The sequence below is a fragment of the Micrococcus sp. iso_239 genome (genome assembly GCF_056173395.1).
Map to the genome: position 1 here is coordinate 100152 of NZ_CM149672.1, position 26469 is coordinate 126620.

Genomic DNA, 26469 nt, shown 5'->3' on the forward strand with positions numbered 1-26469 from the left:
GAAGGAAGGCACAGCATGACGACGAACACGCCGAAGAACGCCCACGGCTCCTCAGCCGAGGGCCGTGACGCCAAGGACCAGGCGAAGGGCAAGGCCCAGCAGGCCGCGGGCGAGGCCCAGGGCCAGGCGAAGGCCGTGGCCCACGACGCCAAGGACAAGGCCCAGGACCTCGCGGCCACCGCCAAGCACGAGGCCGGCCAGGTGAAGGACGAGGCCGCTGACCAGGTGCAGTCGCTGGTCGGCTCCGCCCAGGAGCAGGTCGGCGCGCAGGTGCAGACCCAGCAGGAGCGGCTCGCGGGCCAGGTGCGCAGCTACACCGACGACCTGCACCGCGTGGTCTCCGGTGAGCAGCCGCAGACCGATTTGGTGCGCCAGGGCGTCGCCTCGGTGGCGGACCGTGCCGAGGCCCTGACCCAGCGCCTGGAGACCGCTTCCCCGCAGGACCTGCTGCAGGACGTGCGCGGCTTCGCCGCTCGCCGTCCGGGCACGTTCCTGGCCCTCGCCCTGGGCGCCGGGCTGGTGGCCGGTCGACTGACGCGCGGCATCCGCGACGCCGCCCAGCCCGACTCCACCGCCTCCACCTCGCCGCGCCGTCACGAGACCCGTCCGGACGCGGTGCACGCGGACGTGACTCCGCACCACCTGGACTCGCAGGCCCCGGCCTACTCGAGCGATTCGCTCTCCCAGGCCGACGGCCGCGTCGCGGACGGCGCCGGGCCCCGCCGCGCGGCCGGCGTCGGGGACGTCCCGTACGGCACGCAGGCACCGGTCCAGCAGGGCCTGACCGCCGAGCGGCCGTTCGACCAGACCCGGCCCGGGGGTGACGCATGAGCACCGCCCACGAGCCGTTCCGCGACGCGACGCCGCACTCCGGCGCGCACACCCCGCCGTCCACGCAGGCGGAGTTCCGCGCCGAGCACGAGAGCCTCGGCGAGATGTTCCAGAGCCTGTCGGCCAAGCTGTCGACGCTGGTCAGCCAGGAGATCGCCCTGGCCAAGGCCGAGGCCACCGAGTCCGCGAAGAAGGCCGGCAAGGGGGCGGGGCTGCTGGCCGGCGCCGCCGTCGGCGGCTTCTTCCTGCTGATGTTCCTGTCCCTCGCCCTGATGCACCTGCTCGACGTGTTCCTGCCGATCGGCTGGGCCGCGCTGATCGTGGCCGTGCTGTGGGGCGTCGTGGCGGCCGTGCTGGCCGTGCAGGGCAAGAAGGACATCGAGAAGATCAAGGGTCTGCCGCAGACCCAGGAGACGCTTCAGGAGATCCCCGAGACCCTGAACCCCGCGAAGGAGACGCGATGACCACGAGCAACAACCCCGATGAGATCCGCGCCGACATCGAGCGTACGCGCCGCGAGCTCGGCCAGGACGTGGACGCCCTCGCCGAGAAGGTGAGCCCCACGAAGGCCGTGTCCCGGCAGACCAACCGCATCAAGGACGGCTTCATCCACGCGAAGGAGAACATCATGGGCTCCCCGGAGCAGCACCGCCACGAGCCCTCGCTGGGCGATCGCGCCCACGGGGTGATCGACGACGCCCGGGCCTCCGCGTATGACGCGGCCGGCCAGGCCCAGGACCGCCTGGGCGACGCCGGCGACCGGGTGTCCGAGTGGGCCGACGACGCCCAGCACGCCCTGCACCAGGCCCCGGCTCAGCTGCGCGGCCGCACCGCGGGCAACCCGTTGGCCGCCGGGCTGATCGCCTTCGGTGCCGGCCTGCTGCTCAGCTCGCTGATCCCCGCCTCACGCGCGGAGCAGCGCGCCGCGGAGGGCCTCAAGGACCAGGCCGCCCCGCTGGTGGACGAGGCCAAGCAGGCCGCCCAGCAGCTGCGCGAGGACCTCGAGCCCGCCGCCCGCGAGGCCGCCGGGAGCGTGAAGGAGTCGGCCGCCGAGGCCGCTTCCCACCTCAAGGAGCAGGGCACGGACACGGCGCAGGGCCTCAAGGCGGAGTCCCAGGACGCCGCCCGCCAGGTGAAGGACACCGCGAAGGACGCCTGAGCCCGACTCGAGCACGACGCCGGCCGGTCCCGTTGACGGGACCGGCCGGCGTCGCGCGTGGCGGGGCCGAATCCGGCCCGCGGCTCAGGCCTTGGACCAGATGCGCGTGGTGAGGCGGAAGTCCTCCCCGAGGCCCCGTGCCTAGACTCGGAGGGTGACCCCTCTCGACCGCGTCCCCGACCAGCGCCCCGTCCCCGCCGGCACCGGCCTGACCCTCGAGGACGCCCTCCCCGCTCCCGTGACGGCCGAGGCCGACGGCGTCTCCGCGCGCCCGCGTCTGGCCCGGACCGTCGCCGAGATGCGCTCCGCTCTCCGTGAGCTCGTCGCCCACGCCACGGACGACGGCGACGCCGAGCCCGTCACCGTCGGCCTGATCCCCACGATGGGCGCCCTCCACGGCGGCCACGCGGCCCTGGTGCGGCGGGCCCGCGCCGAGAACGACGTCGTCGCGGTCAGCATCTTCGTGAACCCGCTCCAGTTCGGCGATCCGGCCGACCTGGAGCACTATCCGCGCACCCTGGACGCGGACCTGGACCTGCTGGCGGCGGCGGGCGCCGACGTCGTGTTCGCCCCGGACGTGCAGGAGATGTACCCGGGCTACCCGGACGCGCCGATCGTCACCGTCTCCGCCGGCCGCATGGGGGAGGTCCTCGAGGGCGCCTCCCGCCCGGGCCACTTCGACGGCGTGGCCACCGTCGTGGCGAAGCTGTGGAACATCGTGCGCCCGGCGGTGCCGGCCCTGCGCAGCTACTTCGGCCAGAAGGACGCGCAGCAGCTCACCGTCCTGCGCCGCCTGGCCACGGACCTGGACATCGACGTCGACGTCCGCGCCGTACCCATCGTCCGCTCGCCCGAGGGCCTCGCGCTCTCCAGCCGCAACACCCGCCTGGACGCCGCGGGCCTGGAGCACGCGCTCGTCCTCAGCCGCGCCCTGCGCTCCCTGGCCGACGCCGCGGCGGCCGGTGAGCCCGTCGACGTCCAGGCCGCTCGCCGGATGGTCGAGGACGAGCCGGGCGTCGAGCTGGACCACCTCGTGGTGGTGGACCGGGACACCTTCGCCGAGCTCGGTCCGGAGCTGCTGTGCCAGCCGCTGCGCCGCGAGGCCCTCGCCCTCGTGGCCGCGCACGTGCCGCCCGTCCGGCTGATCGACACCATGGTGCTGCCCGTCGCGGGGCCGCTGCCGTGACCCCGGAGCGTCTCGCCGCCGCCTTCGACGGCCCCTCGCCCGCGCTCGCCGCGACGCTGCTGGGGTGCCGGCTGACCGTCGTCGCCCCGGACGGCGCCGTCACCGTGCGGCTGACCGAGACCGAGGCGTACGGGAACGCGGGAGCGGACCCCGGCGCCCACTCGTTCCGCGGCCGCACCGAGCGCAATGCCGCGCTGTTCGGGCCGCCGCGGCGCACGTACGTGTACCTGAACTACGGCATCCACCGCTGCCTGAACCTGGTGGGCCACCCCGAGGGGGAGGCCGGCGGTGTGCTGCTGCGTGCGGCCGAGGTGCTTGCAGGAGGGGACCTCGCGGTGGCCCGCCGTGGCCGGGACACCGGCCCCAAGCTGCTCTCCGGCCCGGGCAACCTCGGCCAGGGCCTCGGCATCACCCTGGAGATGGGCCACGCGCCCGTGGAGATCGTCGCCGCGCCGCCGGAGGTGGCCGACGACGGTGGCACCTCGGCCCGCCTCGCCGCGCCGGCCGCGCCCGCCCGCTTCCTCCTGGCCCCGCCCGCGCCCCGCGATCCGGCCGAGCCGCCGATCGAGGTCGTGACGGGCCCGCGCGTCGGCGTCTCGGGGGAGGGCGGCTCCGTGCGCTTCCCGTGGCGGTTCAGCGTGGCCGGCCACCGCAGCGTGTCCGCGTTCCGGCGTGGCCGCAACGTGCCGGACTGACCCCCAGACCTTGTCGACCGCCCCGGCCCCGTGCCTAGGTTGATCCCATGACCGAGATGAACAAGACCGCCCACGGCGAGACCCAGCAGACCGTCACCCGGACCATCGACGCGTCCGCCAAGGACGTGTTCGACTTCCTGACCCTGCCCGCGAACCACGCGAAGTTCGACGGCTCGGGCATGGTGCAGTCCGACGACAAGACCCAGCGCATCCAGAAGGTCGGCGACGTGTTCACCATGAACATGCACGCGGAGCACATGGGTGGCGACTACCAGACCGACAATCACGTGGTCGCCTACGACCCGAACAAGCTGGTCGGCTGGAAGACCGCCCCCGCCGGCACCGAGCCCAAGGGTTGGCAGTGGGTCTACCGGCTCGAGGACAACGGCTCCGGCAGCACGGTCGTGTCCCTCACCTACGACTGGACCGCCGTGACCGACCCGGAGCTGCTGGCGAAGAACCTCTTCCCGATGGTGTCCGAGGAGCAGATGGAGGAGTCGCTCGCGAAGCTGGCCGCCGAGGTCGGCTGACCCCCGCCTCCCGACGGCGGCCTCCGGGCTGGCCGTCCCCTCGACGACGGGCACGCACCCGGCCAGGGTGCGGTGCCCGTCGTCGTGTCCGGTGTCACGGCTAGAGTGCCGTGCGAGACCGTCCACCCCCACGTCCAGGAGGATCCGCCGTGACCGCCACCGCCGAGCCCGAAGTCCCGTCGCCGCGCGAGGACCTGTACCGCCACGTCAACGCCGGGTGGCTGGACACCCATGAGATCCCCGCGGACCAGGGCGCCTACGGCGCGTTCCTCGAGCTGCGGGACGCGGCCGAGCTCGCCGTCCGGCACCTGTGCGAGGACGCCGTGCGCGAGGTCGGCACGGGCTTCGACCCCGCCCAGGCGCGCGTGCAGGCCACGGCCGCGGCCGGCGCGCACCGGGACGTCCCGCTCGCCCCGCTGGACGAGGAGGACGCGGAGGGCACGGAGCATCCGGAGCTCAAGCGCCGGATCGCCGCGCTGTACGCCTCGTTCATGGACGACGAGACCGTGGAGGCCCGCGGCCTCGAGCCGATCGCCTCGGACCTGGCGGCGGTGGCCACCGTGTCCACCCCCGCGGAGCTGCTCGCCCTGTCCGGGCGACTGCAGCGCCAGGGCGTCTCCGGCCTCATCAACACCGGCGCCCTCAACGACGCCGGGAACCCGGACCGCATGCTCCTGCACCTGCTCCAGGGCGGCCTGGGCCTGCCGGACGAGTCCTACTACCGGGACGAGGCCTACGCCGAGATCCTCGAGCAGTACACCGAGCACACCGGCCGTCTGCTGGCGCTGGCCGGGATCGGCGCGGACCGGGACGAGGCCGCCGCGCTGGGCGTCCGGGTGGTGGAGCTGGAGAAGCGCATCGCCGCCCTGCACTGGGACCTGGTCCGCAGCCGGGACGCCGTGGCCCGCTACAACCCCATGACCCACGACCGGCTGACGGAGCTCTTCCCCCTGGCCGACGCGTGGCTCGAGGGCGTGGACGCCGCCGGCGAGCGCGCCGCGGAGGTCGTGGTGTGGCAGCCGGACTTCCTCTCCGGTGTGCAGGGGCTGCTCGAGGGACCCGAGGCCGCCGACCTCGAGGACTGGCGTCACTGGCTGATCCTGCAGGTGCTGCGCTCCTTCGCCGGCTTCCTGCCGGACGCGTTCGTGCAGGAGAACTTCTCCTTCTACGGCCGCCGCCTGGCCGGCACCGAGGAGGTCCGCCCCCGCTGGAAGCGCGCGGTCGCGTTCGTCAACGGGGCGGCCGGCGAGGACGTGGCGCAGCTCTACGTGGCCCGCCATTTCCCGCAGGGCCACGTGGCCGCGATGGACGAGCTCGTGGGCCTGCTCCAGGAGGCCTATCGCCGGTCCATCGAGGAGCTCGAGTGGATGGGCGAGGAGACCCGTCAGCGGGCGCTCGAGAAGCTGGCGATGTTCCGCCCCATGGTGGGCTACCCCTCGAAGTGGCTGGACTACTCCGCCCTCGAGGTCCACGCCGGCGACCTGCTGGGCAACGCCCGCTCCTCCTCGGAGCTCGAGTGGGAGCGGGACCTGCGCAAGATCGCGGACGGGCCGGACCCGGAGGAGTGGCACATCACGCCGCAGACGGTGAACGCGTACTACTCCCCGCTCGAGAACGCGATCGTCTTCCCGGCCGCCATTTTGCAGCCCCCGTTCTTCGACCCCGAGGCCTCGATGGCCGCGAACCTGGGGGCGATCGGCGCCGTGATCGGCCACGAGATCGGCCACGGCTTCGACGACCAGGGCTCGCGGTACGACGGCGCCGGTCGGCTCGAGGACTGGTGGACCGAGGAGGACCGCGCGGCGTTCACCGAGCGCACCTCCCGGCTGGTGGCCCAGTACAACGCGCTCTCCCCGGCCGAGGCCCCGGACCACCGCGTCAACGGCGAGTTCACCCTGGGGGAGAACATCGGCGACCTCGGCGGCCTGGGCATCGCCCACCGCGCCTTGGAGATCTGGCGGGACGAGGGCGACGGCGCCTCCCTCGACGCCGCGGCGGGGGACCGCGAGTTCTTCACCGCCTGGGCCACCGTGTGGCGTCAGCTCACGCGACCGGAGGCCATGGTCACCCGCATCGCCTCGGACCCGCACTCGCCCAACGAGTTCCGCTGCAACCAGGTGGTCAAGAACCTCGACGCCTTCCACGAGGCGTTCGGCACGCGCGAGGGGGATCCCATGTGGCTGGCCCCGGAGGAGCGCGTCACCATCTGGTGATCCCGCCCGCCGGCCGGGCCCCGCGGGTCCGGCCGGCGGCTCACTCGGATTCGGCGGGGTCCTGCATCCGGGTCTGACGCTCGGCGGCCAGCCGGTCCAGCAGGCGCGTCAGCGTCCGGATGTCCTCGCGGTCCCAGCGCGCCAGGTCGTCGCGCAGCCCGCGACCCGCCGGGCCGCCGCGCACCGCGTCGAGGCGGGCGAGCCCCTCGGGGCTGGCGCTCAGGAGGGCGGAGCGGCGGTCCCGCGGGTCCGGCTCTCGGGTGATCAGCCCGGCGGCCTCGAGGTCGCGGACCATGCGGGAGACCTGCGCGCGGTCCACCAGCAGGCCCTCGGCCACGGCCGAGGGCGTCATGGTCCCCTCGTTGGCCAGCATCATGAACGCCTTCATCGCCCCGACGGACAGGGCCGGGCTGAGGGCCGCCGCGTAGCGGACCATCACCTGGCGGTGCTGCAGGACCAGACGCGAGAACGCCTGCTCGAGCCCCTGGACGGCGGCCTCGAAGCCCGCGTCGTCGCCGCCTCCGCCCGGGTCCGGGGCGCCGTCAGCCACGGCGGGCCCGGACCAGCGCGGTGACGACGGCCGCCAGCAGGGCCGTCCCCGCCACGGCCAGCGCCGCGGGGGCGACGGGCCGGCCGGCCACCGGCGACGCCGTCGCCGGGCGCTCGGCCGCCACCGCCCGGGACTCCTCCGGGTCCTCGGCGGGATGCTGCCCCTGCGCCGCGGTCACCACGGGGATCGGACCGGTCGCGGGCAGCGTCTGCATGGCCTCGGCCGTGGCGTGGGTGGCCAGGTCGGCGCGGGTGGCGTGGAGGCGCTCGGAGGTGGTCATGCGACCCAGCGGGATGTTCGGCAGGAACAGGATCGCGATCAGCGCGACGATTGCGAGGGGCACGCCCACGAGGAACGCGTGGGAGATGCCGGTGGCGTAGACGTCCTCGAAGATCGAGCGCAGGCCGTCGGGCATCTCCGCCACGCGTGGCAGGGTGCTGGACTGCAGGCTCTCGGACCACTCGGCGGCGTCCGGGCCCAGGCTGCGCAGGGCCGCGGCGAGGTCCGCGCGGCGCTCCTCGATGCGGTCCGGGACCACGTTGGAGACCACGGCGCCCATCACGGCGACACCGATGCTGCCGCCCAGGGTGCGGAAGAAGGTGACGCCGGAGCTGGCGACGCCCATCTGCCGCGGGTCGGTGGTGTTCTGCACCACGAGCACGAGGTTCTGCATGGTCATGCCGACGCCGGCGCCGAGCAGGAACATGTAGAGGGACACCAGCCAGAAGGAGGTGTCGTAGTGCAGGGTGCCGAGCAGGGCGGTGCCGGCGATCAGCAGGACGGCGCCGATCACGAGCCAGCGCTTCCACACGCCGGTGCGGGTGATGAGGCCGCCGATCACCGTGGAGGACACGAGCAGGCCGAGGATCATCGGGATGGTCATGAGGCCGGCCTGGGTCGGCGTCGCGCCGCGGGCCAGCTGCATGTACTGGGCCAGGTAGACGGAGGAGCCGAACATGGCCAGGCCCGTGGCGATCGAGGCGATCGTCGCGAGGGTGAAGGTGCGGTCGCGGAAGAGGGTGAGCGGGATGAGCGGCTCGGCGACGCGCAGCTCGGTCACGACGAACAGGACGGTGGCGACGGCGGCGCCGCCGAGCATCCACGCGGTGGTGGTGCTGGCCCAGTCGAAGTCGCGGCCGGCGCTGGTGACCCAGATCAGCAGCAGCGCGGTGGCCGCGGTCAGGAACACGATGCCGAGGTAGTCGATGGACACCTTCTGGCGCTCGCGGTGCGGGAGGTGGAGGGTGCGCTGCACCATCACCAGGGCGACGACGGCGAAGGGCACCGCCACGAAGAAGTTCCAGCGCCAGCCCCACAGGTCGGTGATCACGCCGCCGGCGAGCGGGCCGCCCACCGTGGCCACGGCCATCACGGCGCCGAACAGGCCCATGTAGCGGCCGCGCTCACGCGGGCTGATGATGTCCGCCATGATCACCTGGCTGAGCGCGACGAGGCCGCCGCCGCCCAGGCCCTGCACGGTGCGGCAGACGATCAGGAAGGTCGGATCGTGGGTGAACCCGGCCGCCGCGGAGGCGGCGACGAAGATCGCCAGGGCGACCTGGAAGAGGACCTTGCGGTTGACGAGGTCGGCCAGCTTGCCCCAGATCGGGGTGGCGATGGCCGTGGCGAGCAGGGCCGAGGTGATGACCCAGGTGTAGGCGGTCTGGTCGCCGCCGATGTCGTGGATGATCACCGGCATCGAGGTCGAGACCACCGTGTTGGCGATCATCGAGACGAACATGCCCAGCAGGAGGCCGGTCAGGGCCTGGAGCACGGAGCGGTGGCGCGCGGCGTCGGCGGCGGCGCGCTCGAGCGAGGGGGCGCCGGCCGGCGCGACGGCCTCGGGGGCGGGGGAGGTTGGGGTCATGGGGTCCTTCGGCGGGAGGGGCGGCGCGGTGATTGACATGAGTCAATGATTGACGAGAGTCAATCATAAGGGGCGTCGGACCGGGCCGCACCCGCCGTCCGCGGTTAGCCTGGTCACGCCGGACGACGCCGCGTCCTCCCCCCGATCCGAGAGTGAGGCCCCGCCGTGACCCCCCGTTTCCTGCTCATGACCCGCCTCCCTGAGCCCGGGCTCGGAATGCTGCGCGCGGCCGGAGAGGTGGTGGACGGCGCCGACGTCGGAGGGGACGCCGCGCTCGCGCGGCTGGTGGCCTCGGGGGACTACGACGTCGTCGTCGCGGCCCTGGACCAGAAGTTCACCGCCGACGTGCTCGCCGACGCGCGGATCAGGGGCATCGCCAACTACGCGGTCGGCTACAACAACGTGGACGTGGCCGCCGCGACGCGGCGGGGGATCGCCGTCGGCAACACCCCGGACGTGCTCACGGACGCCACCGCGGACATCGCGATGCTCCTGATCCTCGGGGTGACCCGCCGTGCCCCCGAGGGCGAGCGGATGGTGCGCGAGGGGCGCTTCCACGGCTGGGCGCCGGACCTGCTCGTGGGCCGGGACGTGCGCGGCGCGACCCTGGGCCTGGCCGGTTTCGGGCGGATCGGCAAGGCGGTGGCCGAGCGCGCGCTCGCCTTCGGCATGGACGTCGTGTTCGCGCCGCGGCCTCCCGCGCACCGGGAGGTGGCGGCCGAGGAGCTCGGCGACCTCGCCGGCCGCGTCCGTCAGGTCCGCTGGGAGGAGCTCGTCGAGGTCGCGGACGTCCTCTCCCTCCACGTGCCCCTGACGGACGACACCCACCACCTCGTGGATGCGGAGGTGATCGCGAAGATGAAGGACGACGCCGTCCTCGTCAACACGGCCCGCGGCCCCGTGGTGGACGAGGCGGCCCTCGTCACCGCCCTGCGCGAGGGGCGGCTCTTCGGCGCCGGTCTGGACGTCTACGAGGACGAGCCCGCCCTCGCCCCGGGCCTGGCCGAGCTGGAGAACGTGATGCTCCTGCCGCATCTGGGCTCCGCCACCCGGGACACCCGCGCCGCGATGGCCGAGCTGGCCGCGCGCAACGCGATCGCCATGGCCACGGGCGCGGAGGTCCCGGCCCTCGTCAACCCCGAGGTGCGCGGCTGACCGGCGGGGCGCCGTCGGTAGACTCGGGAACCGTGACCACCGAGAACTCCGCCTCCGCCGCCGTCGACCACCACGATCAGCAGGCCGTCCGCGCCGCTAAGCGTGAGCAGCTGCTCGCCTCGGGCCGCGAGGCCTACCCCGTGCAGGTGCCGCGCACCCACGCGCTGGCCGAGGTGCGTGAGCGGTTCGACGGCCACGAGCCCGACTGGACCTCGGGCGAGACCGTGTCGGTGACCGGGCGCGTCGTCTTCCTCCGCAACACCGGCAAGCTCTGCTTCGCCACCCTGCAGGAGTCCGGTGCGGACGGGGAGGCCGTCCGCCTCCAGGTCATGGTGTCCCTGGCCGCCGTCGGTGAGGAGTCCCTGGCCGAGTGGAAGAAGGTCGTGGACCTGGGCGACTTCCTCTCCGTCACCGGCGAGGTGATCGTCTCGCGCCGCGGCGAGCTGTCCATCATGGCCTCGGCGTGGGAGATGGCCTCCAAGGCGCTGCGCCCCCTGCCCGTGCTGCACGCGGACCTGAACGAGGAGACCCGCGTCCGCCAGCGCTACGCGGACCTGATCGTGCGCGAGGAGGCCCGCCGCATGGTCTACACCCGGGCCAAGGTCACCTCGGCGGTGCGGCGCACCCTCGAGGGCCACGGCTACGTGGAGGTGGAGACCCCGATGCTCCAGCTGGTCCACGGCGGCGCCCTCGCGCGTCCCTTCGAGACGCACCTCAACGCGTTCGACCAGCCGATGACCCTGCGCATCGCCACCGAGCTGTACCTCAAGCGCGCCGTCGTCGGCGGCATCGACCGCGTGTTCGAGATCGGCCGCGTGTTCCGCAACGAGGGCGTGGACTCGACCCACTCGCCCGAGTTCACCACCCTCGAGTCCTATGAGGCGTGGGCGGACATGCACGTCATGGCCGAGCGCATGCAGGAGATCATCCTCAACGCCGCGGACGCGGTGGGCGCCGGGCGTCGGCTCGAGACCGCGAAGGGCGTCATCGACCTCGACGGCGAGTGGGCCTGGGTCGCCGTGTACCCGGGGCTGTCCGAGGCCGTGGGCCGCGAGATCACCCCGGAGACGGACGCCGAGACGCTGCGGGCGATCGCCGCGGAGCACGAGGTCAAGGTGGACCCCGCGTGGGACGCGGAGAAGCTCGTGATCGAGCTGTTCGGTGAGATCGTGGAGCCCACCCTGATGAACCCCACGTTCGTGTACGACTACCCGCCGGCCGCCCAGCCGCTCGCGCGCCCGCACCGCTCGGAGGACCGGGTCATCGAGGCGTGGGACCTGATCATCGGCGGCATGGAGCGCGGCACCGCGTTCTCCGAGCTGATCGACCCCGTCATCCAGCGCGAGCGCCTGACCGCCCAGTCGGCGATGGCGGCCGCCGGCGACGACGAGGCGATGCAGCTGGACGAGGACTTCCTGCGCGCCCTCGAGTACGGCGCCCCGCCCATGGGCGGCATCGGCCTGGGCATCGACCGCCTGGTGATGCTGTTCACGGACGCCGGCATCCGCGAGACCATCCTCTTCCCGCTGCTCAAGCCGGAGGCCTGACATGGCCGCCTTCTGGGACTACTTCTCCGTCCTCGCCCCCTCGATCGGCCTCGGGCTCATCTTCTGGCTGGTGATGCGCTCCCTGCTGCGTTCGGACACGGGCGAGCGCGAGAGTCAGGCCCGCCGGCTCTCGGGCGCGGACGCGCGGGCGGCCCGCGAGGAGGCCGAGGCCCGTGAGTGGGCGGCCCGACGCCGAGCCGAGGGAGGGCCGGGGGCTGATCCGGAGGACCGCGCCCGGTGAGATTCCTTCCCCGGCGTTGAAGAATCCTTCTGCCCGGCTTTGTTGCGGTATTCTTGAATCACCACAAGTGCACGGCCGGAATCGTGAGCACGCGGGAAAGAACCCCGAGAGCGAAGACCGGAACCCAGGGACACGCGCACGAGAGAAGAAAGTGGGAATCACCGTTGGCACAGAAGGTAGAAGTGGTCCTCGTGGATGATCTTGACGGTTCGCCTGCAGATGAGACCGTGAACTTTGCATTGGACGGTCGCAATTACGAGATCGACCTGTCGAAGGAGCACGCTGCGGAACTCCGTGAGTTCCTGAAGCCCTACATGAAGAAGGGCCGCGCCGTGGCGCCGCCGTCGCCCAAGGTCGAGGCCGCCCAGATCCGCAAGTGGGCGGCCGAGAACGGCTACGAGGTCTCGAGCCGGGGCCGTCTGCACCGCGACGTGGTGGAGGCCTACCGCAACGCGAAGCGCAAGTGAGCGCCCCGCCCGGGTGCGTCGAGGGATCGGCGTCCCCGGGCCTCGTTCCGGCCCCTCCCGACGACGGCCGGGCCGCTTCTCCCGCTGGCGAACAGTCGCGCGGCACGCGGCCCGGGTGCGTAGTCTCGACCACGACCGTACGCAAGGAGTGTGCCCATGTTCGAGAGATTCACCGACCGCGCCCGGCGGGTGGTCGTGCTCGCCCAGGAAGAGGCGCGCATGCTCAACCACAGCTACATCGGTACCGAGCACATCCTGCTCGGTCTGATCCACGAGGGTGAGGGCGTCGCAGCCAAGGCACTGGAGTCCATGGACATCTCCCTGGGCGCCGTGCGAGAGAAGGTGCAGGAGGACATCGGCCAGGGTCAGCAGAACCCGCCCGGCCACATCCCCTTCACGCCGCGCGCCAAGAAGGTGCTCGAGCTGTCCCTGCGCGAGGCGCTGCAGCTCGGCCACAACTACATCGGCACCGAGCACATCCTGCTCGGCCTGATCCGCGAGGGCGAGGGCGTGGCCGCCCAGGTGCTCGTGCAGCTCGGCGCGGACCTGAACCGCGTCCGTCAGACGGTCATCCAGCTGCTCTCCGGCTACCAGGGCGGCGCCCAGGGTGGCAAGGAGACCGCCGGCGCCGGGGTGGGCCAGGGCGGCGAGGCCGGCCAGAACGCCGGCTCCGTGGTGCTGGACCAGTTCGGACGCAACCTCACCGCGGCCGCGCACGACGGCAAGCTGGATCCCGTCATCGGGCGTGCGGGCGAGATGGAGCGCGTCATGCAGGTGCTCTCCCGCCGCACCAAGAACAACCCCGTGCTCATCGGCGAGCCCGGCGTCGGCAAGACCGCCGTCGTCGAGGGCCTGGCCCAGGCGATCGACCGCGGCGACGTCCCGGAGACGCTCAGGGGCAAGCAGCTCTACTCGCTGGACCTCGGCTCCCTCGTGGCCGGCTCCCGCTATCGCGGCGACTTCGAGGAGCGCCTGAAGAAGGTGCTCAAGGAGATCCGCACCCGCGGGGACATCATCCTGTTCATCGACGAGATCCACACCCTCGTCGGGGCGGGCGCGGCCGAGGGCGCGATCGACGCCGCCAGCATCCTCAAGCCGATGCTGGCCCGGGGCGAGCTCCAGACCATCGGCGCCACCACGCTGGACGAGTACCGCAAGCACATCGAGAAGGACGCCGCGCTCGAGCGCCGCTTCCAGCCGATCCAGGTCGCCGAGCCGTCCGTCGAGGACGCCACGGAGATCCTGCGTGGCCTGCGGGACCGCTACGAGGCACACCACAAGGTCTCCATCACGGACGGTGCGCTCAAGGCCGCCGCCGGCCTGGCGGACCGCTACGTCTCCGACCGGCACCTGCCGGACAAGGCCATCGACCTGATCGACGAGGCCGGCGCGCGTCTGCGCATCCGTCGCATGACCGTGCCGCCGGAGATCAAGGCCTACGAGTCCCGCATCGCGGAGGCGCGCACCCAGAAGGAGGCCGCCATCGACGGCCAGGACTTCGAGGGCGCCGCCCGCCTGCGCGACCAGGAGCAGCAGCTCGAGGACGAGCGCCGCGAGAAGGAGCAGGCGTGGCGCACCGGTGCGGACGCCGACGTCGCCACGGTGGACGAGGACCTCATCGCCGAGGTGCTCTCCAAGTCCACCGGCATCCCGGTGTTCAAGCTCACCGAGGAGGAGACGGACCGCCTGCGCAACATGGAGGAGGAGCTCCACCGCCGCGTGATCGGCCAGGACGAGGCGATCAAGTCCCTGTCCCGCGCCATCCGCCGCACCCGCGCGGGCCTGAAGGACCCGAACCGCCCCTCGGGGTCGTTCATCTTCGCCGGCCCCACCGGCGTCGGCAAGACGGAGCTGGCCAAGTCCCTCGCGGAGTTCCTCTTCGGGGACGAGGACGCGCTCATCACGCTGGACATGTCCGAGTTCCAGGAGAAGCACACCGTCTCGCGTCTGTTCGGTGCCCCTCCCGGCTACGTGGGCTACGAGGAGGGCGGCCAGCTCACCGAGAAGGTCCGCCGCCGTCCGTTCTCCGTGGTGCTGTTCGACGAGGTGGAGAAGGCCCATCAGGACCTCTTCAACTCCCTGCTGCAGATCCTCGAGGACGGTCGCCTGACCGACTCGCAGGGCCGTGTGGTGGACTTCAAGAACACCGTGATCATCATGACCACGAACCTCGGCACCCGGGACATCTCCAAGGGCGTCATGACCGGCTTCCAGTCGGCCACGGACACCACCACCGGGTACGAGCGGATGAAGGGCAAGGTCAAGGAGGAGCTGCGCCAGCACTTCCGCCCCGAGTTCCTCAACCGTGTGGACGACGTGATCGTGTTCCCGCAGCTGCAGAAGCACGAGATCGTGCAGATCGTGGACCTGTTCATCTCCCGCCTCGGCAAGCGCCTGGCGGAGCAGGACCTGTCCATCGAGCTCACCCAGTCCGCCAAGGAACTGCTCGCGGACCGCGGCTACGATCCGGCCATGGGTGCCCGCCCGCTGCGCCGCACCATCCAGCAGATGGTGGAGGACCAGCTCTCGGAGAAGATCCTCTTCGGTGAGATCCCGGCCGGCTCCCTCATCACCGTGGACACCACGGGCGAGGGGGAGGGCGCCGAGCTGACGTTCACGTTCTCCGGCGGCCGGGAGGCCCTGGAGGGCGCGGACCTGGCCGAGCTCGAGTCCGGTGCCGGCGATCCGGTGGACGCCGCCCGCTCCGCGTGACCCGCGGGGCCTGATCCGAGACGCCGGACCGCGCGTCCGGTGCCCACGGCCCGCCGCCTCCTCCCCTCGGGGAGGAGGCGGCGGGCCGTCGTCGTGCCCCCGCGGGACGCCGGGGCCGAGGTCCGCGACACCGCCGTAGGCATCAAGGACGGCCTCTCGAAGGACCGCTGAACCGGACCGCCTCCCCGGAGGCACGAGAGGGGTTCCCTCGCGGCGGGATCGGTGCCAGCGTGGTCTGTGACCGCTCGACGGTGGTCCTGTCTCCGCTTCGACCCGGCGCTCGCCGGGACGGCCGCGGAGCAGCCCCGAGAAGAAGGAGGCCGCCCATGGGTATCGGTGACCTGAACAACCTCGCAAACCAGCACTCGGACAAGATCGACGAGGCCGTGGACAACGCTCAGGAGCAGCACGGTGACAAGCTCGGCGAGCACGCCGACACCGTGAACAAGGGTGTCGACGGCGCGCAGGAGAAGTTCCTGTCCGGGGACGAGGGCGAGCAGCAGGCCTGAGCCTGCCGTCGACGCCGCGGGAGCCCCCGCCCGGTCCGCCGGGACGGGGGCTCCCGTCTCTCCGGGGTCGGGATGTCCGTGCCTAGACTGGACCCCATGCCTGCCGACCGCCCCCTCACCCTCCGCTCGGCGCGGACCCAGGACGTCCCGGTCATCCAGGCGCTCGTGGAGCCACTGGCGCGGGAGCGCGTGCTGCTCCAGAAGGAGGCTGTGGCCTACTACGAGGCCATCCAGGAGTTCGTGGTCGCCGAGGAGGCGGACGGGACCCTGGCCGGCTTCGGCGCCCTCCACGTGATGTGGCAGGACATCGCCGAGGTCCGCACCCTCGCCGTCTCGGAGGCCCACCGGGGGGCCGGCGTCGGGCACCTGCTCATCGAGGAGCTGCTGGACCGTGCGCGGGCCGTGGGCGTCGAGCGGGTCTTCTGCCTGACCTTCGAGGTCGAGTTCTTCCGCCGGCACGGTTTCGAGGTGATGGCGGACCAGTCCGCCGTGGACCCGGAGGTCTATGCGGAACTGCTGCGCTCCACGGACGAGGGCGTCGCCGAGTTCCTGGACCTCGCCCGGGTCAAGCCGAACACGCTCGGCAACACGCGGATGATCCGCCGCCTCTGAGCCGCCGCACCGCGGGCCGCCCCGTACCCCGGCGAGGTCAGGCCGGGAAGGTGAGGCCGCCGTCGTCGTCCCGGGCCAGCAGCCCGTCCGACACGAGCCCAGCCACGCAGCGCGCCCACTGCGCGTCGTCGGGGCGGTGCGACCCGAGCCGCCCCCCGGTCACGACGACGGCGGGCACCTCCGCCTCGGCCACGCGCCCGTGCTCGCGGACGGCGGCCATCACGGCCCCGCGCACCTGACGGTCCGTGCCGGCCCAGGCCTGGCCGCGCGACACCTCCGCCGGCGGCGGGGAGCCCGCCGCGACCCACGCGCACGTCTCCGCCAGGGGGCAGCGGTCGCAGGCGGGGGAGCGGGCCGTGCAGACGAGGGCCCCGAGCTCCATGACGGCCGCGTTCCACGCGTTGGCGCGGGCAGGGTCCTCGGGCATCAGGTCCTGGGCGCGGCGCATCTCGGCGCGGGTCAGCGACCTGCCGGGCAGGGCCTCACCCGCGACCGCGCGCGCGATCACCCGGCGCACGTTGGTGTCCACGACGGTCTCGGGGATGCCGAACGCGAAGCTCGCGACCGCCGCGGCCGTGTACTCGCCGATGCCGGGCAGGGCGCGCAGGGCGGCGGGGTCGGCCGGCACCCGGCCGTCGTGGCGCTCGACGACGGCCCGGGCGGCCTCCTGGAGGCGCAGGGCCCGGCGCGGGTAGCCGAGCCGGTCCCAGGCCGTGAGCACGTCTGCGGTGGGGGCGACGGCCAGGTCCGCGGGGGTGGGCCAGCGCTCCAGCCACTCCCGCCAGCGGGGCAGCACCCTCACGACCGGTGTCTGCTGGAGCATGATCTCCGAGACGAGCACGCCCCACGGGGAGCAGTCCGGGCTGCGCCAGGGAAGGTCCCGGGCGTGGACGGCGAACCAGCCCAGCACCGCGTCGTGCAGGCGCGGCACGTCCACCGTGGGCGGGACGAGGGGGGCGGGCGCGGGCATGGCGTCCACTGTAGGGTGCGCCGCCGCCTACCCTGGATCGCATGCCGTCTCGTCCGACTTCCCCCGGGTCGAAGCCGTCCCCCGCCGTCTACCGCCGCCGGCGGCTCGTGGCCGCCCTGCTCGCCCTCGTGCTCCTGCTCCTGGTGGGGTGGGCCGTCGTGGCGCTCGTCCGCGCCGGGATCGGCGCCTTCTCCTCCGAGGACGCCGACCCCTCCGCCGCCCCGACGCCGGTGCACTCCCCGTCGCCCGCCCCGGCGACGGACGCCGAGTCCGGCTCCGCCTCGCCCACCGTGGCCCTCGAGGACGCGGCCGAGTGCCAGCCCTCGGACCTGCGGATCACCGCCTCCGCGGACCGGTCCGAGTACCAGCGGGGCGAGGAGGCCGAGCTGCGCCTGGGCATCACGAACCTCTCCTCGACCCCGTGCCGCACGGATGTGGGCACGGCCCGACAGGAGTTCAGGATCCGCACGGCCGAGGGCGACGACGTCTTCTCCACCCGCATCTGCCAGGCGGACCCCGCGGAGGCCCAGCGGGTGCTGTACCCGCACGAGGAGCTCACCGCCGTGTACCGCTGGTCCGGCCGTGCCTCGAGCCAGGACTGCGGCCGACTCGGCGCTCTCGCGGAGCCCGGACCCCATCTGCTGACGGTCAGCCTCGGCGACGTCACCTCCCGCCCCGTCGCGCTGAAGATCCTCGAGGAGCTCGCCCCGGGGGCCCAGGACGGCGGCTCCTCGGCCACCCCCTCCTCGGCCACCCCCTCCTCGAGCGGCAGCGCCTCCCCGTCGGCGTCCGCCTCAGCTCCGGCGTCGGCCTCAGCCTCGGCGTCCGCCTCAGCATCGGCGTCGGCTTCGCCGTCCGCGGCACCGGCCACGACCACCGACCCGTCGCCGTCGCCGTCCCGCTGAGCCGGGCGCGTCGTCAGCGGCCGGGGCCGACCTCCGGACGCGCGGCCGGGCCGCCGCCGGTCCACGTGGGGATCGTGGCGAGGGCCTCGCCGATTGAGCCGACCTCCGCCACCGTGAAGCCCGCCGGGACGTCCCCGAGCGGCTCGGGGGAGCGGGGGACCAGGGCGCGGGTGAAGCCCAGGCGGGCGGCCTCACGCACCCGTCGCCCGATGCCGGGCACGGGGCGCACCTCCCCGGCCAGCCCGAGCTCACCGACCGCGATCATCCCCTGCGGGACGGGGGCCGAGAGCTTCGCCGAGGCCACGGCGACGGCCACGGCCAGGTCCGAGGCGGGCTCCGAGAGTCGCACGCCGCCCACGGTGGCCACGTAGCAGTCGTCCTGGGCGAGGGCGAAACGGGCCCGGCGCTGGAGCACGGCCAGGAGCATGTTCACGCGCGCCGCGTCCACGCCGGAGACGGTGCGGCGCGGGCTGCCGCCGGCGGACGGGGTGAGCAGGGACTGCACCTCGGCCACGAGCGGGCGCCGGCCCTCGAGCGTCACCGTCACGCATGTGCCCTCGACCGGCTCCGAGACGCCCGAGAGGAACAGGCCGGAGGGGTCGTCCAGGGACTCGATGCCGTCCTCCCGCAGGTCGAAGCAGCCGACCTCGTCCGTGGGCCCGAAGCGGTTCTTCACCGCACGCACCAGGCGCAGCCGTGAGTGGCGGTCCCCCTCGAACTGGCAGACCACGTCCACGAGGTGCTCGAGCAGCCGCGGACCCGCGATGGTCCCGTCCTTCGTCACGTGGCCCACCAGGACCGTGGTGATCCCCTTCTCCTTGGCCGTGCGGATGAGGCTGGCCGCCACCTCGCGCACCTGGCTGACGCCCCCGGCGATCCCGTCCACCTCGGTGGACTGCAGGGTCTGCACGGAGTCCACGACCACCAGCTCCGGGTCCGTCCGCTCGATCTGCCCCAGCGCCCGGCCCAGGTCCGTCTCCGCCGTCAGACGCAGGGTGTCCGCGATCGCCCCGATCCGGTCTGCCCGGGAGCGCACCTGCGCCGCCGACTCCTCACCCGTCAGGTACAGCACCGAGCGCGGACCGCCGCCGCCCGCGCCGCGCGCCGTCTGGGCGGCCACGTCCAGCAGCAGCGTGGACTTGCCGATGCCCGGCTCGCCGGCCAGCAGGATCACCGCGCCCGGCACGAGGCCGCCGCCGAGCACGCGGTCCAGCTCGCGCACCCCCGTGGAGCGGAACGAGGCCAGCGTGGCGTCCACGTCCGCGATGCGCGGCGCGACCTCCGCGACCGTGGCCGCGCGCGTGCGGCCGGTGGTGGACGTCAGGCCGATCTCCTCGACCGTGCCCCACGACTGGCACTCCCCGCAGCGTCCGACCCACTTCACGGTGGTCCAGCCGCACTCGGTGCAGCGGTATCCGGGGGCGCGCTTCGGGGCGGTCTTGGTGGCCATGCGCCCACTCTAGGATCCGGGGCGGACGTGTTAACCGGCCCGCAGGCGGCCCGACGTCGACCGCCGGGGCCGCGCGCCGCCGTCGGGCTCAGACGCGGGGCAGGTAGGCCCGCGCCTCGTCGTGCTCGGCGCCCGTGGCCTCGATGAGGTCCACCATCATGGGCCGCAGCAGCATCACGAGCGCCTCGCCGTGCACGGATCCGCCGCCCAGCTGGTGCGGGTCCAACGCGGAGGCGGACGCCCCCAGGGCGTCCCGCGCCACGGACAGCGAGCGATGGCGGCCCTCGGCCTGGGGTTCCACGAGGGACCGGTGCAGGATCTCGACGGCGTCCGCGGCGTCGTCGAACCAGGCGGCCAGGCGCTCGCGGACGTCGTCGTCGAGCACGCCCTCGTCCAGGGCCGAGACCACCCGCCGGGCCACGATCCGCAGGGAGCGCACCGCCAGATCCGAGCGGTCCGCCGCGTTCACCGCGTCCTCCACGAAGGAGCGCGAGGAGCGGTGCAGCGGGTTGAACACGGTCTGCTCATGTGTGACGCGCAGCTCCTTGCGCAGCGCCTCCAGCGTGGTGTGCGTGCCGCGGCTGGCCACGAGCGCCATCCAGGCGGTGCGGGAGTCGTCCTCCCGCAGGGCCCGGGAGAGGTCGCGCAGCACCGTGGCGATCGAGTCGTAGAGCCCACCCAGCTGACGCACCGCGGGACGGCGCACGTCCTGGGGCGAGAGGAACGTGACGAGCAGGGCCAGGACGCCGCCCACGATCGCGTCCTGGCTGCGGACGAACGGCCCTCCCGTGCCGATGGGCAGGAGGACCACGAGGACGGACTGCAGGGACATCTGCATCGTGAACGTGGCGCCGGAGTCCAGGAACCGGGCCACCATCACGGACACGAACAGGACCACCGAGGCCTGCCACAGGCCGCGGCCGAGCCCGACCATGAGCAGGTCCCCGATCAGGATGCCGACGGTGCAGCCGACGGCGACCTCGGCCACCTTGCGCAGCTTCGGCTCCCGTTGGAAGCCGAGGGCGATCAGCAGGGCGGTGGAGGCGAACAGGGGCTGCTGGTGGCCCAGGACGGTCTCCGCGAACCAATAGGCGCCCACCGCGCAGACCGCGACGAGGGCGGCCTGGCCCACGGAGGAGCGGACGCGGGACCAACCCGCACGGGCGCGCCGACGCAGGAAGCGGCCGAGGCGCTCCCCGCGGGTCTGGGGGTCGACCATCGGCACCGTGCCCGTGGCGGTGGCGAAGCGGTCCGTCATGCGGCCAGCCTAGTCCGACGCCGCGGAACCCCCGCCGTGCGAGGCTCAACCAGGCATTGTGACCCACTGCACAGCCAGATCCTACGAATGCCGCCCCAGTTCACCATCTGTTCACCCCGGCCGAGCACTCGATTCACCTCGGGACCGTACGGTCGAGTGCGGTGCAGAACCGGGCCAGCCGGACGCTCTGCCCTCACCGTCGTCATCCGATTGAAAGAGGCTCTTCGTGAAGGCTCTCCGCTTCGGCCGCTCCGCCGCCCTCCTGTCCGTGGCCGCCATCGCCCTGACCGCCTGCTCCTCCGCGGACAGCGGCAACGGCGGCTCCGATGCCTCCGGCTCCGCCGGCGGCGAGCAGGGCACCACCTCCGAGGTCCAGGGCAACCTGGTCGGCGCCGGCGCCTCCTCGCAGGAGGCGGCCATGACCGCCTGGACCCAGGGCGTCACCGAGACCGCTCCGAACCTGACCGTGCAGTACTCCCCGGACGGCTCCGGTGCCGGTCGTGAGAAGTTCCTCGCCGGTGCCACCTCCTTCGCCGGCTCCGACGCCGCCCTCAAGGAGGAGGAGGCTGAGTCCGCCAAGAAGAACTGCGGCGACGAGGGCGCGTTCCACGTGCCGGCCTACATCTCCCCGATCGCCGTGGCCTACAACCTGCCGGGCGTCGATGACGTCAAGATGGACGCCGAGACCATCGCCAAGGTGTTCTCCGGCGAGATCAAGAACTGGAACGACGAGGCCATCGCCGCGCAGAACGAGGGCGTCGAGCTGCCCGACACCCCGATCACCGTCGTGCACCGTTCCGACGACTCGGGCACCACCGAGAACTTCACCGCCTACCTCACCGAGGCCGCCGGCGATGCCTGGTCCTACGACGAGGTCGAGACCTGGCCGTCCGACATCACCGCCGAGTCCGCCCAGGGCACCAAGGGTGTCGTGGGCCTGGCCTCCCAGACCGAGGGCGCCATCACCTACGCCGACGCCTCCGCCGTGGGCGAGCTGGGCACCGTGTCCGTGAAGGTCGGCGAGGAGTACGTGAAGTACTCCGCCGAGGCCGCGGCCGCGACCGTCGAGAAGTCCGAGGCCAAGGAGGACGGCTCGATCGAGCTCGACCGCGCCACCGACGAGTCCGGCGTGTACCCCGTCGTGCTGGTCTCCTACCACATCTACTGCAACCAGTACGAGTCGCAGGAGACCGTGGACCAGGTCAAGGCCTTCGCCGAGTACGTCGTGTCCGAGGACGGTCAGAAGACCGCCGAGGAGTCCGCGGGCAACGCCCCGATCTCCGAGGACACCCGCAAGAAGGCCATGGAGCGCATCGAGGCCATCTCGGTCAAGGGCTGATGTCGCTTCTTGTCGGCTGACCCGCCGCCGCTTCGGCCGCCGGGCCCCACGGGCCCGGCGGCTGAAGCCGCGTCAGGGCGCTCGTTCGTCGCGGCCCGTCCATCACCACGCACGTCGATCTGAGGGAAGGCACTGTGTCCTCAACCACCAACGAGGCGGCACCGAAGCCGTCCAGCCTGCGCGGCCCCCGCCGCGGAGCCGCCGGAGACAAGCTCCTCTCCGGCGGGGCCCTGGCGGCCGCCGTCCTGATCCTGCTCGTGCTCGCCTTCGTGGCGGTCTTCCTCCTGACGGAGGCATGGCCTGCCCTGCAGCCGGGTGCGGAGCTCGTGTCTGCGGACTCCTTCTTCCAGTACGTGTGGCCGCTCATGGCCGGCACCGTGATGGTGTCGATCATCGCTCTGCTCATCGCCACCCCGGTCGCGATCGGCGTCGCCCTGTTCATCTCGCACTATGCGCCCCCGCGCATCGCGCAGTCGGTGGGCTTCGTGATCGATCTGCTGGCCGCGATCCCCTCCGTGGTCTACGGCGTGTGGGGCTGGCTGACGCTCGCTCCGCTGATGGTGCCGATCTACGGCTGGCTCAACGAGAACCTGGGCTTCATCCCGTTCTTCGGCGGCTCGGCCACCACCACGGGCCGCACCCTGCTGACCTCGGGCGTCGTGCTGGCCGTGATGGTCCTGCCGATCATCACCGCGCTCTGCCGTGAGATCTTCACCCAGACCCCGAAGCTCCACGAGGAGGCCGCGCTCGGCCTCGGCGCCACGCGCTGGGAGATGATCAAGATGACCGTGTTCCCGTTCGCCCGGGCCGGCATCGTCTCCTCGATCATGCTCGGCCTCGGCCGCGCGCTCGGCGAGACCATGGCGGTCACCATGGTGCTCTCCGGCGGCGTCTTCTCTTGGTCGCTCGTGGAGTCCGGCAGGAACCAGACGATCCCGTCGGAGATCGCGCTCAACTTCCCCGAGGCGTTCAACATGCGCCTGCACGAGCTGATCGCTGCCGGTCTCATGCTCTTCATCATCACCCTGGCGGTGAACATGATCGCCCGCGCGATCGTGAACAAGCACAAGGAATTCTCGGGAGCCAACTGACATGAGCACTGTCTCGACTTCTCCCCGGGCCACCGAGGACAGCGTGACGCCGCGGCGTCACTCCCTGACCGAGGGTCAGAAGCCCCGCTGGACCTGGATGGCCGTCGCAGCTGCCGCGGCCGTCGTCGCCGCCGGCCTGACCGTGCTGCTCAGCGGCGCCTTCAACGTCGCCGGTTTCGTGATCATCGCCGCCATCCTCTACATCGCGGGGCTCTACGTGGCCACCCGCGTGATGGAGAACCGGCGCCGCGCCGCGGACGGCCTGTGCCGCAACCTCGTGTGGCTGGCGTTCCTCGTGGCCCTGGTGCCGCTGGTCTCCGTGCTGTGGTCGGTCCTCTCCGCCGGTCTGCCGACCCTGATCGCCAACCCGCAGATCATGGCGTACGACATGAAGGGCATCACCGGCATCGACGACTCGGCGTGGGTGGAGGACGGCAAGCCCGCCGGCGGGCTCGCGGGCGGTTTCGGCCACGCCCTGATCGGCACCGTCGTGATCACGATCATCGCGACCCTGATCTCCGTGCCGATCGGCATGCTCACCTCCATCTACCTGGTGGAGTACAGCCGCGGCGGCTGGTTCTCCCGCGCCATCGTGTTCTTCGTGGACGTCATGACCGGCATCCCCTCGATCGTGGCCGGCCTCTTCGCCTACGCCGCGATCACGTGGGTCCTGACCCTGGTCACCGGCAGCAAGTCCACCGCACTGCAGTCCGTGCAGATGGGTCTCACGGCCGCGATCGCGCTCTCGGTGCTCATGATCCCCGTGGTCGTGCGATCCACGGAGGAGATGCTCCGTGTGGTGCCCAACGAGCTGCGCGAGGGCGCCTACGCCCTCGGCGTGCGCAAGTGGCAGACCATCGCCAAGGTGGTCCTGCCCACCGCGATCTCCGGCATCGCCTCCGGCGTCACCCTGGCCATCGCCCGCGTGGCGGGCGAGACCGCGCCGATCCTCGTGACGGCCGGCTTCGCCACCAGCATCAACTGGAACCCGTTCGACAACTGGATGACCGCGCTGCCGGTGTACATCTACCGCCAGCTGGTCGCCCCGACCTCGCCTACGGCGGCGGACCCCTCGACCGCCCGCGCCTGGGCAGCCGCCCTGCTGCTCGTCACCATCGTCATGCTGCTCAACCTGGCGGCACGGTTCATCGCCAAGGCGTTCGCCCCCAAGAAGGGCCGGTGAGGCCCGGCCGCCCGGAATCCCCCGGGCGGCCGGCCCCGACCCCGTCGCACCCCCCCCAGAGACTTCCACGAAGGAACAGAACCACTCATGTCCAAGCGCATCCAGGCCATCGACGTCGATGTCTTCTACGGCAAGTTCAAGGCCGTCGAGGGCGTCAACATCGACATCGCCCCCCGCTCCGTCACCGCCTTCATCGGCCCCTCCGGCTGCGGCAAGACCACCTTCCTGCGCAGCATCAACCGCATGCACGAGGTGCTCCCCGGCGCCACCGTGGACGGCCAGCTCCTGCTCGACGGCGAGGACATCTACGGGCCCGGTGTGGACCCGGTCCGCGTCCGTTCCCAGATCGGCATGGTCTTCCAGCGCCCGAACCCGTTCCCCACGATGTCCATCCGGGACAACGTGCTGGCCGGCTACAAGCTCAACGGCACCCGCCTGAACAAGTCCCGTGCGGACGAGCTCGTGGAGAAGTCCCTGCGCGGCGCCAACCTGTGGAACGAGGTCAAGGACCGCCTCGACAAGCCCGGCTCCGGCCTCTCCGGCGGTCAGCAGCAGCGTCTGTGCATCGCCCGCTCCATCGCGGTGCAGCCCGACGTGATCCTCATGGACGAGCCCTGCTCCGCGCTCGACCCGATCTCCACCCTCGCCGTCGAGGACCTGATCAACGAGCTCAAGGAGGAGTACACGGTCATCATCGTCACGCACAACATGCAGCAGGCCGCGCGCGTGGCGGACAAGACCGCGTTCTTCAACATCCAGGGCGTCGGCAAGCCCGGCAAGCTGATCGAGTACGACGACACCAACGTCATCTTCAACAACCCCTCGAGCCAGCAGACCGAGGACTACGTCTCCGGCCGTTTCGGCTGAGCCGCCCCGCGCTCCGTCCCCGACCCCGTCCGGCCGCACGCCGGGCGGGGTCGCGGCGTCTGCGGGGCCGGGCGTCGTCGTCGGGCGCGGCCTCAGGCCAGCGGGAGGAGGGCCAGCGTGCCGAGGAGGCCGAGGAGGGCGCAGGCCACCGGCGTGAGCAGCCACCAGCCGACCACGCGCAGCACGGTGGGCCAGCGCACGGACGCGTAGGTCTGCGTCTGGCCGGCGCCCACGATGGCCGCCGTCGCCGTGTGGGTGGAGGACAGGGGCAGGTGGAACACCAGGGATCCGACGAACAGCAGGCCCGCGGGGATGACGGCGGCCACGGACGCCCGCAGGGGGTCGAGGCGCACGAGACGCTCGGTGAGGGTCCAGGCGATCCGCCAGGCGCCGCCCAGCGTGCCGAGCCCGACCGCGAGGGCGAACAGGAACGCGCCCCCCACGAACTCGGCCGTCAGGGCGTCCGGCGCCAGGACGGACCCGGACCCCACCAGCACGGCGGCCCACAGCACCCCCATGCGCTGACCGGCCTGCAGGCCGTGGCCCATGGCCATGGCGCTGGCGGAGATGCCCAACGCGACGCGGGCCCGGTGCTGGACGTTGACCGTGGTGCCGCGGGTGGCGAGCCGCGTGGCGGGCGCGGTGAGCAGGCGGGCGAGCGCCCACGCGATCAGGGGCGAGAGCAGCAGGCTGAGCAGCACCTCGGCGCGGACGAGGTCGAAGATGGTGTGGGCGACGTCGATGTGCAGGCTCAGGCGCACGGCGAGGTGGCTGCCCGCCAGCGCGGAGATCAGCGCGTGCGTGCTGGAGCCGGGCAGGCGCCGCCACCACAGCAGCAGACCCCACACGAGGGTCACCACGCAGGACACGCCCACGGCCAGGGGGCCGATCTCGCTGCGCACCGCGGGCGAGGTGAAGTAGTGCACGCTCAGCGTGATGAGCCCGATGCCCAGCAGCGCGCCCACGGTGTTGACCGCTCCGGTCAGGAGGAGGGCCCCGCGCGGTGTCAGCGCCCGGTGCCGGACAGGCAGCGCCGCGGCGTTGGGGGCGTCGCGGAACCCCATCAGCGCGCCGACGGCGCACAGCAGCACGAGGACGACGGCGAGCCCCGCGGTCACGGCGCCTCCACCGG

At 72.6% G+C, this 26469-nt stretch carries 25 protein-coding genes; 19 read left to right on the forward strand and 6 right to left on the reverse strand.

What is annotated here, in order from left to right:
• Positions 1-15: 15 nt before the first annotated feature.
• The 7 genes from AC0VX2_RS00460 (at position 16) to AC0VX2_RS00490 (ending at position 6614) form a co-directional block, all read left to right on the forward strand.
• Positions 16-831, forward strand: a complete 816-nt coding sequence (locus AC0VX2_RS00460; protein WP_020625303.1) for a CsbD family protein — start codon at positions 16-18, stop codon at positions 829-831.
• Entirely contained in the window at positions 828-1295 is a 468-nt protein-coding gene (locus tag AC0VX2_RS00465; protein WP_020625304.1) for a phage holin family protein, read from the forward strand. The genes AC0VX2_RS00460 and AC0VX2_RS00465 overlap by 4 nt, the downstream gene beginning before the upstream one ends.
• Positions 1292-1990, forward strand: coding sequence for a DUF3618 domain-containing protein (locus AC0VX2_RS00470; protein WP_069941095.1), 699 nt, complete (start codon positions 1292-1294; stop codon positions 1988-1990). The genes AC0VX2_RS00465 and AC0VX2_RS00470 overlap by 4 nt, the downstream gene beginning before the upstream one ends.
• Positions 1991-2144: 154 nt before the next feature.
• Complete coding sequence (gene panC, locus AC0VX2_RS00475) at positions 2145-3176, forward strand: pantoate--beta-alanine ligase (RefSeq protein WP_036380850.1); 1032 nt, start codon at positions 2145-2147, stop codon at positions 3174-3176.
• The gene (locus AC0VX2_RS00480) at positions 3173-3871 is read left to right on the forward strand and encodes a DNA-3-methyladenine glycosylase (protein ID WP_036380853.1); all 699 of its coding nucleotides are present in this window, start codon (positions 3173-3175) and stop codon (positions 3869-3871) included. The genes panC and AC0VX2_RS00480 overlap by 4 nt, the downstream gene beginning before the upstream one ends.
• A 47-nt stretch (positions 3872-3918) precedes the next feature.
• Positions 3919-4401, forward strand: a complete 483-nt coding sequence (locus AC0VX2_RS00485; RefSeq protein WP_036380856.1) for an SRPBCC family protein — start codon at positions 3919-3921, stop codon at positions 4399-4401.
• Positions 4402-4550: 149 nt separating this feature from the next.
• Complete coding sequence (locus tag AC0VX2_RS00490) at positions 4551-6614, forward strand: M13 family metallopeptidase (RefSeq protein ID WP_036380860.1); 2064 nt, start codon at positions 4551-4553, stop codon at positions 6612-6614.
• A gap of 40 nt (positions 6615-6654) precedes the next feature.
• On the opposite strand, the gene AC0VX2_RS00495 is transcribed toward AC0VX2_RS00490, so the two are convergent.
• Together AC0VX2_RS00495 and AC0VX2_RS00500 are read right to left on the reverse strand one after the other, a co-directional pair.
• A complete protein-coding gene (locus tag AC0VX2_RS00495) occupies positions 6655-7164 on the reverse strand; it encodes a MarR family winged helix-turn-helix transcriptional regulator (RefSeq protein ID WP_036380863.1) in 510 nt (169 codons plus the stop codon).
• Entirely contained in the window at positions 7157-9031 is a 1875-nt protein-coding gene (locus AC0VX2_RS00500; protein ID WP_136939886.1) for an MDR family MFS transporter, read from the reverse strand. The genes AC0VX2_RS00495 and AC0VX2_RS00500 overlap by 8 nt, the downstream gene beginning before the upstream one ends.
• 165 nt (positions 9032-9196) lie before the next feature.
• Between AC0VX2_RS00500 and AC0VX2_RS00505 the strand changes: the two genes are divergently transcribed.
• The 7 genes from AC0VX2_RS00505 (at position 9197) to AC0VX2_RS00535 (ending at position 16274) form a co-directional block, all read left to right on the forward strand.
• Positions 9197-10186 (forward strand): 2-hydroxyacid dehydrogenase, encoded by a 990-nt coding sequence (locus AC0VX2_RS00505; RefSeq protein ID WP_136939887.1) that lies wholly within the window; start codon positions 9197-9199, stop codon positions 10184-10186.
• A gap of 32 nt (positions 10187-10218) precedes the next feature.
• Positions 10219-11733 carry a lysine--tRNA ligase gene (lysS, locus tag AC0VX2_RS00510; RefSeq protein ID WP_136939888.1) on the forward strand — a complete coding sequence of 505 codons (1515 nt, stop codon included), beginning with the start codon at positions 10219-10221 and terminating at the stop codon, positions 11731-11733.
• A 1-nt stretch (position 11734) separates the two neighbouring features.
• Complete coding sequence (locus AC0VX2_RS00515; protein WP_041104642.1) at positions 11735-11974, forward strand: hypothetical protein; 240 nt, start codon at positions 11735-11737, stop codon at positions 11972-11974.
• Positions 11975-12138: 164 nt separating this feature from the next.
• Positions 12139-12441, forward strand: a complete 303-nt coding sequence (locus AC0VX2_RS00520; protein WP_036314827.1) for a histone-like nucleoid-structuring protein Lsr2 — start codon at positions 12139-12141, stop codon at positions 12439-12441.
• 156 nt (positions 12442-12597) lie between these two features.
• Positions 12598-15153, forward strand: coding sequence for an ATP-dependent Clp protease ATP-binding subunit (locus AC0VX2_RS00525; protein ID WP_158184786.1), 2556 nt, complete (start codon positions 12598-12600; stop codon positions 15151-15153).
• A 326-nt stretch (positions 15154-15479) separates the two neighbouring features.
• The gene (locus tag AC0VX2_RS00530; RefSeq protein ID WP_036339128.1) at positions 15480-15662 is read left to right on the forward strand and encodes an Rv0909 family putative TA system antitoxin; all 183 of its coding nucleotides are present in this window, start codon (positions 15480-15482) and stop codon (positions 15660-15662) included.
• Between the two features lie 96 nt (positions 15663-15758).
• Positions 15759-16274, forward strand: a complete 516-nt coding sequence (locus AC0VX2_RS00535; RefSeq protein WP_036314832.1) for an amino-acid N-acetyltransferase — start codon at positions 15759-15761, stop codon at positions 16272-16274.
• A gap of 37 nt (positions 16275-16311) precedes the next feature.
• Here AC0VX2_RS00535 and AC0VX2_RS00540 read toward each other — a convergent pair whose 3' ends face one another.
• A complete protein-coding gene (locus tag AC0VX2_RS00540) occupies positions 16312-17244 on the reverse strand; it encodes an HhH-GPD family protein (RefSeq protein WP_169577770.1) in 933 nt (310 codons plus the stop codon).
• A 41-nt stretch (positions 17245-17285) separates the two neighbouring features.
• Between AC0VX2_RS00540 and AC0VX2_RS00545 the strand changes: the two genes are divergently transcribed.
• Positions 17286-18149: a hypothetical protein gene (locus tag AC0VX2_RS00545; RefSeq protein ID WP_036339123.1), complete on the forward strand. Its 864-nt coding sequence runs from the start codon at positions 17286-17288 to the stop codon at positions 18147-18149.
• A 13-nt stretch (positions 18150-18162) separates the two neighbouring features.
• Here AC0VX2_RS00545 and radA read toward each other — a convergent pair whose 3' ends face one another.
• Positions 18163-19599: a DNA repair protein RadA gene (radA, locus tag AC0VX2_RS00550; protein ID WP_036384198.1), complete on the reverse strand. Its 1437-nt coding sequence runs from the start codon at positions 19597-19599 to the stop codon at positions 18163-18165.
• An 88-nt stretch (positions 19600-19687) separates the two neighbouring features.
• Positions 19688-20857, reverse strand: coding sequence for an FUSC family protein (locus tag AC0VX2_RS00555; protein ID WP_070709026.1), 1170 nt, complete (start codon positions 20855-20857; stop codon positions 19688-19690).
• A 226-nt stretch (positions 20858-21083) separates the two neighbouring features.
• On the opposite strand from AC0VX2_RS00555, the gene pstS reads away from it, so the two are divergent.
• The 4 genes from pstS to pstB all read left to right on the forward strand — a co-directional run bounded on the left by pstS (position 21084) and on the right by pstB (position 25337).
• On the forward strand, positions 21084-22196 hold the full coding sequence (pstS, locus tag AC0VX2_RS00560) for a phosphate ABC transporter substrate-binding protein PstS (RefSeq protein WP_060974250.1): 1113 nt from the start codon (positions 21084-21086) through the stop codon (positions 22194-22196).
• Positions 22197-22330: 134 nt separating this feature from the next.
• Positions 22331-23287, forward strand: a complete 957-nt coding sequence (pstC, locus tag AC0VX2_RS00565; protein ID WP_044658633.1) for a phosphate ABC transporter permease subunit PstC — start codon at positions 22331-22333, stop codon at positions 23285-23287.
• Position 23288: 1 nt separating this feature from the next.
• Positions 23289-24470, forward strand: a complete 1182-nt coding sequence (gene pstA / locus AC0VX2_RS00570; protein ID WP_356972192.1) for a phosphate ABC transporter permease PstA — start codon at positions 23289-23291, stop codon at positions 24468-24470.
• A gap of 87 nt (positions 24471-24557) precedes the next feature.
• Positions 24558-25337 carry a phosphate ABC transporter ATP-binding protein PstB gene (gene pstB / locus AC0VX2_RS00575; RefSeq protein WP_036384205.1) on the forward strand — a complete coding sequence of 260 codons (780 nt, stop codon included), beginning with the start codon at positions 24558-24560 and terminating at the stop codon, positions 25335-25337.
• A gap of 92 nt (positions 25338-25429) precedes the next feature.
• On the opposite strand, the gene AC0VX2_RS00580 is transcribed toward pstB, so the two are convergent.
• Positions 25430-26455 (reverse strand): inorganic phosphate transporter, encoded by a 1026-nt coding sequence (locus AC0VX2_RS00580; protein WP_475432598.1) that lies wholly within the window; start codon positions 26453-26455, stop codon positions 25430-25432.
• Between the last annotated feature and the right edge of the window lie 14 nt (positions 26456-26469).

Bases quoted from the DNA above. Each gene is read 5' to 3' on its own strand.
- pstB (WP_036384205.1), top strand. From the start codon at position 24,558: ATGTCCAAGCGCATCCAGGCCATCGACGTCGATGTCTTCTACGGCAAG.
- AC0VX2_RS00460 (WP_020625303.1), top strand. From the start codon at position 16: ATGACGACGAACACGCCGAAGAACGCCCACGGCTCCTCAGCCGAGGGC.
- AC0VX2_RS00470 (WP_069941095.1), top strand. From the start codon at position 1,292: ATGACCACGAGCAACAACCCCGATGAGATCCGCGCCGACATCGAGCGT.
- AC0VX2_RS00465 (WP_020625304.1), top strand. From the start codon at position 828: ATGAGCACCGCCCACGAGCCGTTCCGCGACGCGACGCCGCACTCCGGC.
- AC0VX2_RS00500 (WP_136939886.1), bottom strand. From the start codon at position 9,031: ATGACCCCAACCTCCCCCGCCCCCGAGGCCGTCGCGCCGGCCGGCGCC.
- AC0VX2_RS00485 (WP_036380856.1), top strand. From the start codon at position 3,919: ATGACCGAGATGAACAAGACCGCCCACGGCGAGACCCAGCAGACCGTC.
- pstA (WP_356972192.1), top strand. From the start codon at position 23,289: ATGAGCACTGTCTCGACTTCTCCCCGGGCCACCGAGGACAGCGTGACG.
- AC0VX2_RS00530 (WP_036339128.1), top strand. From the start codon at position 15,480: ATGGGTATCGGTGACCTGAACAACCTCGCAAACCAGCACTCGGACAAG.
- AC0VX2_RS00525 (WP_158184786.1), top strand. From the start codon at position 12,598: ATGTTCGAGAGATTCACCGACCGCGCCCGGCGGGTGGTCGTGCTCGCC.
- AC0VX2_RS00545 (WP_036339123.1), top strand. From the start codon at position 17,286: ATGCCGTCTCGTCCGACTTCCCCCGGGTCGAAGCCGTCCCCCGCCGTC.
- AC0VX2_RS00515 (WP_041104642.1), top strand. From the start codon at position 11,735: ATGGCCGCCTTCTGGGACTACTTCTCCGTCCTCGCCCCCTCGATCGGC.
- AC0VX2_RS00535 (WP_036314832.1), top strand. From the start codon at position 15,759: ATGCCTGCCGACCGCCCCCTCACCCTCCGCTCGGCGCGGACCCAGGAC.
- radA (WP_036384198.1), bottom strand. From the start codon at position 19,599: ATGGCCACCAAGACCGCCCCGAAGCGCGCCCCCGGATACCGCTGCACC.
- AC0VX2_RS00540 (WP_169577770.1), bottom strand. From the start codon at position 17,244: ATGCCCGCGCCCGCCCCCCTCGTCCCGCCCACGGTGGACGTGCCGCGC.
- AC0VX2_RS00555 (WP_070709026.1), bottom strand. From the start codon at position 20,857: ATGACGGACCGCTTCGCCACCGCCACGGGCACGGTGCCGATGGTCGAC.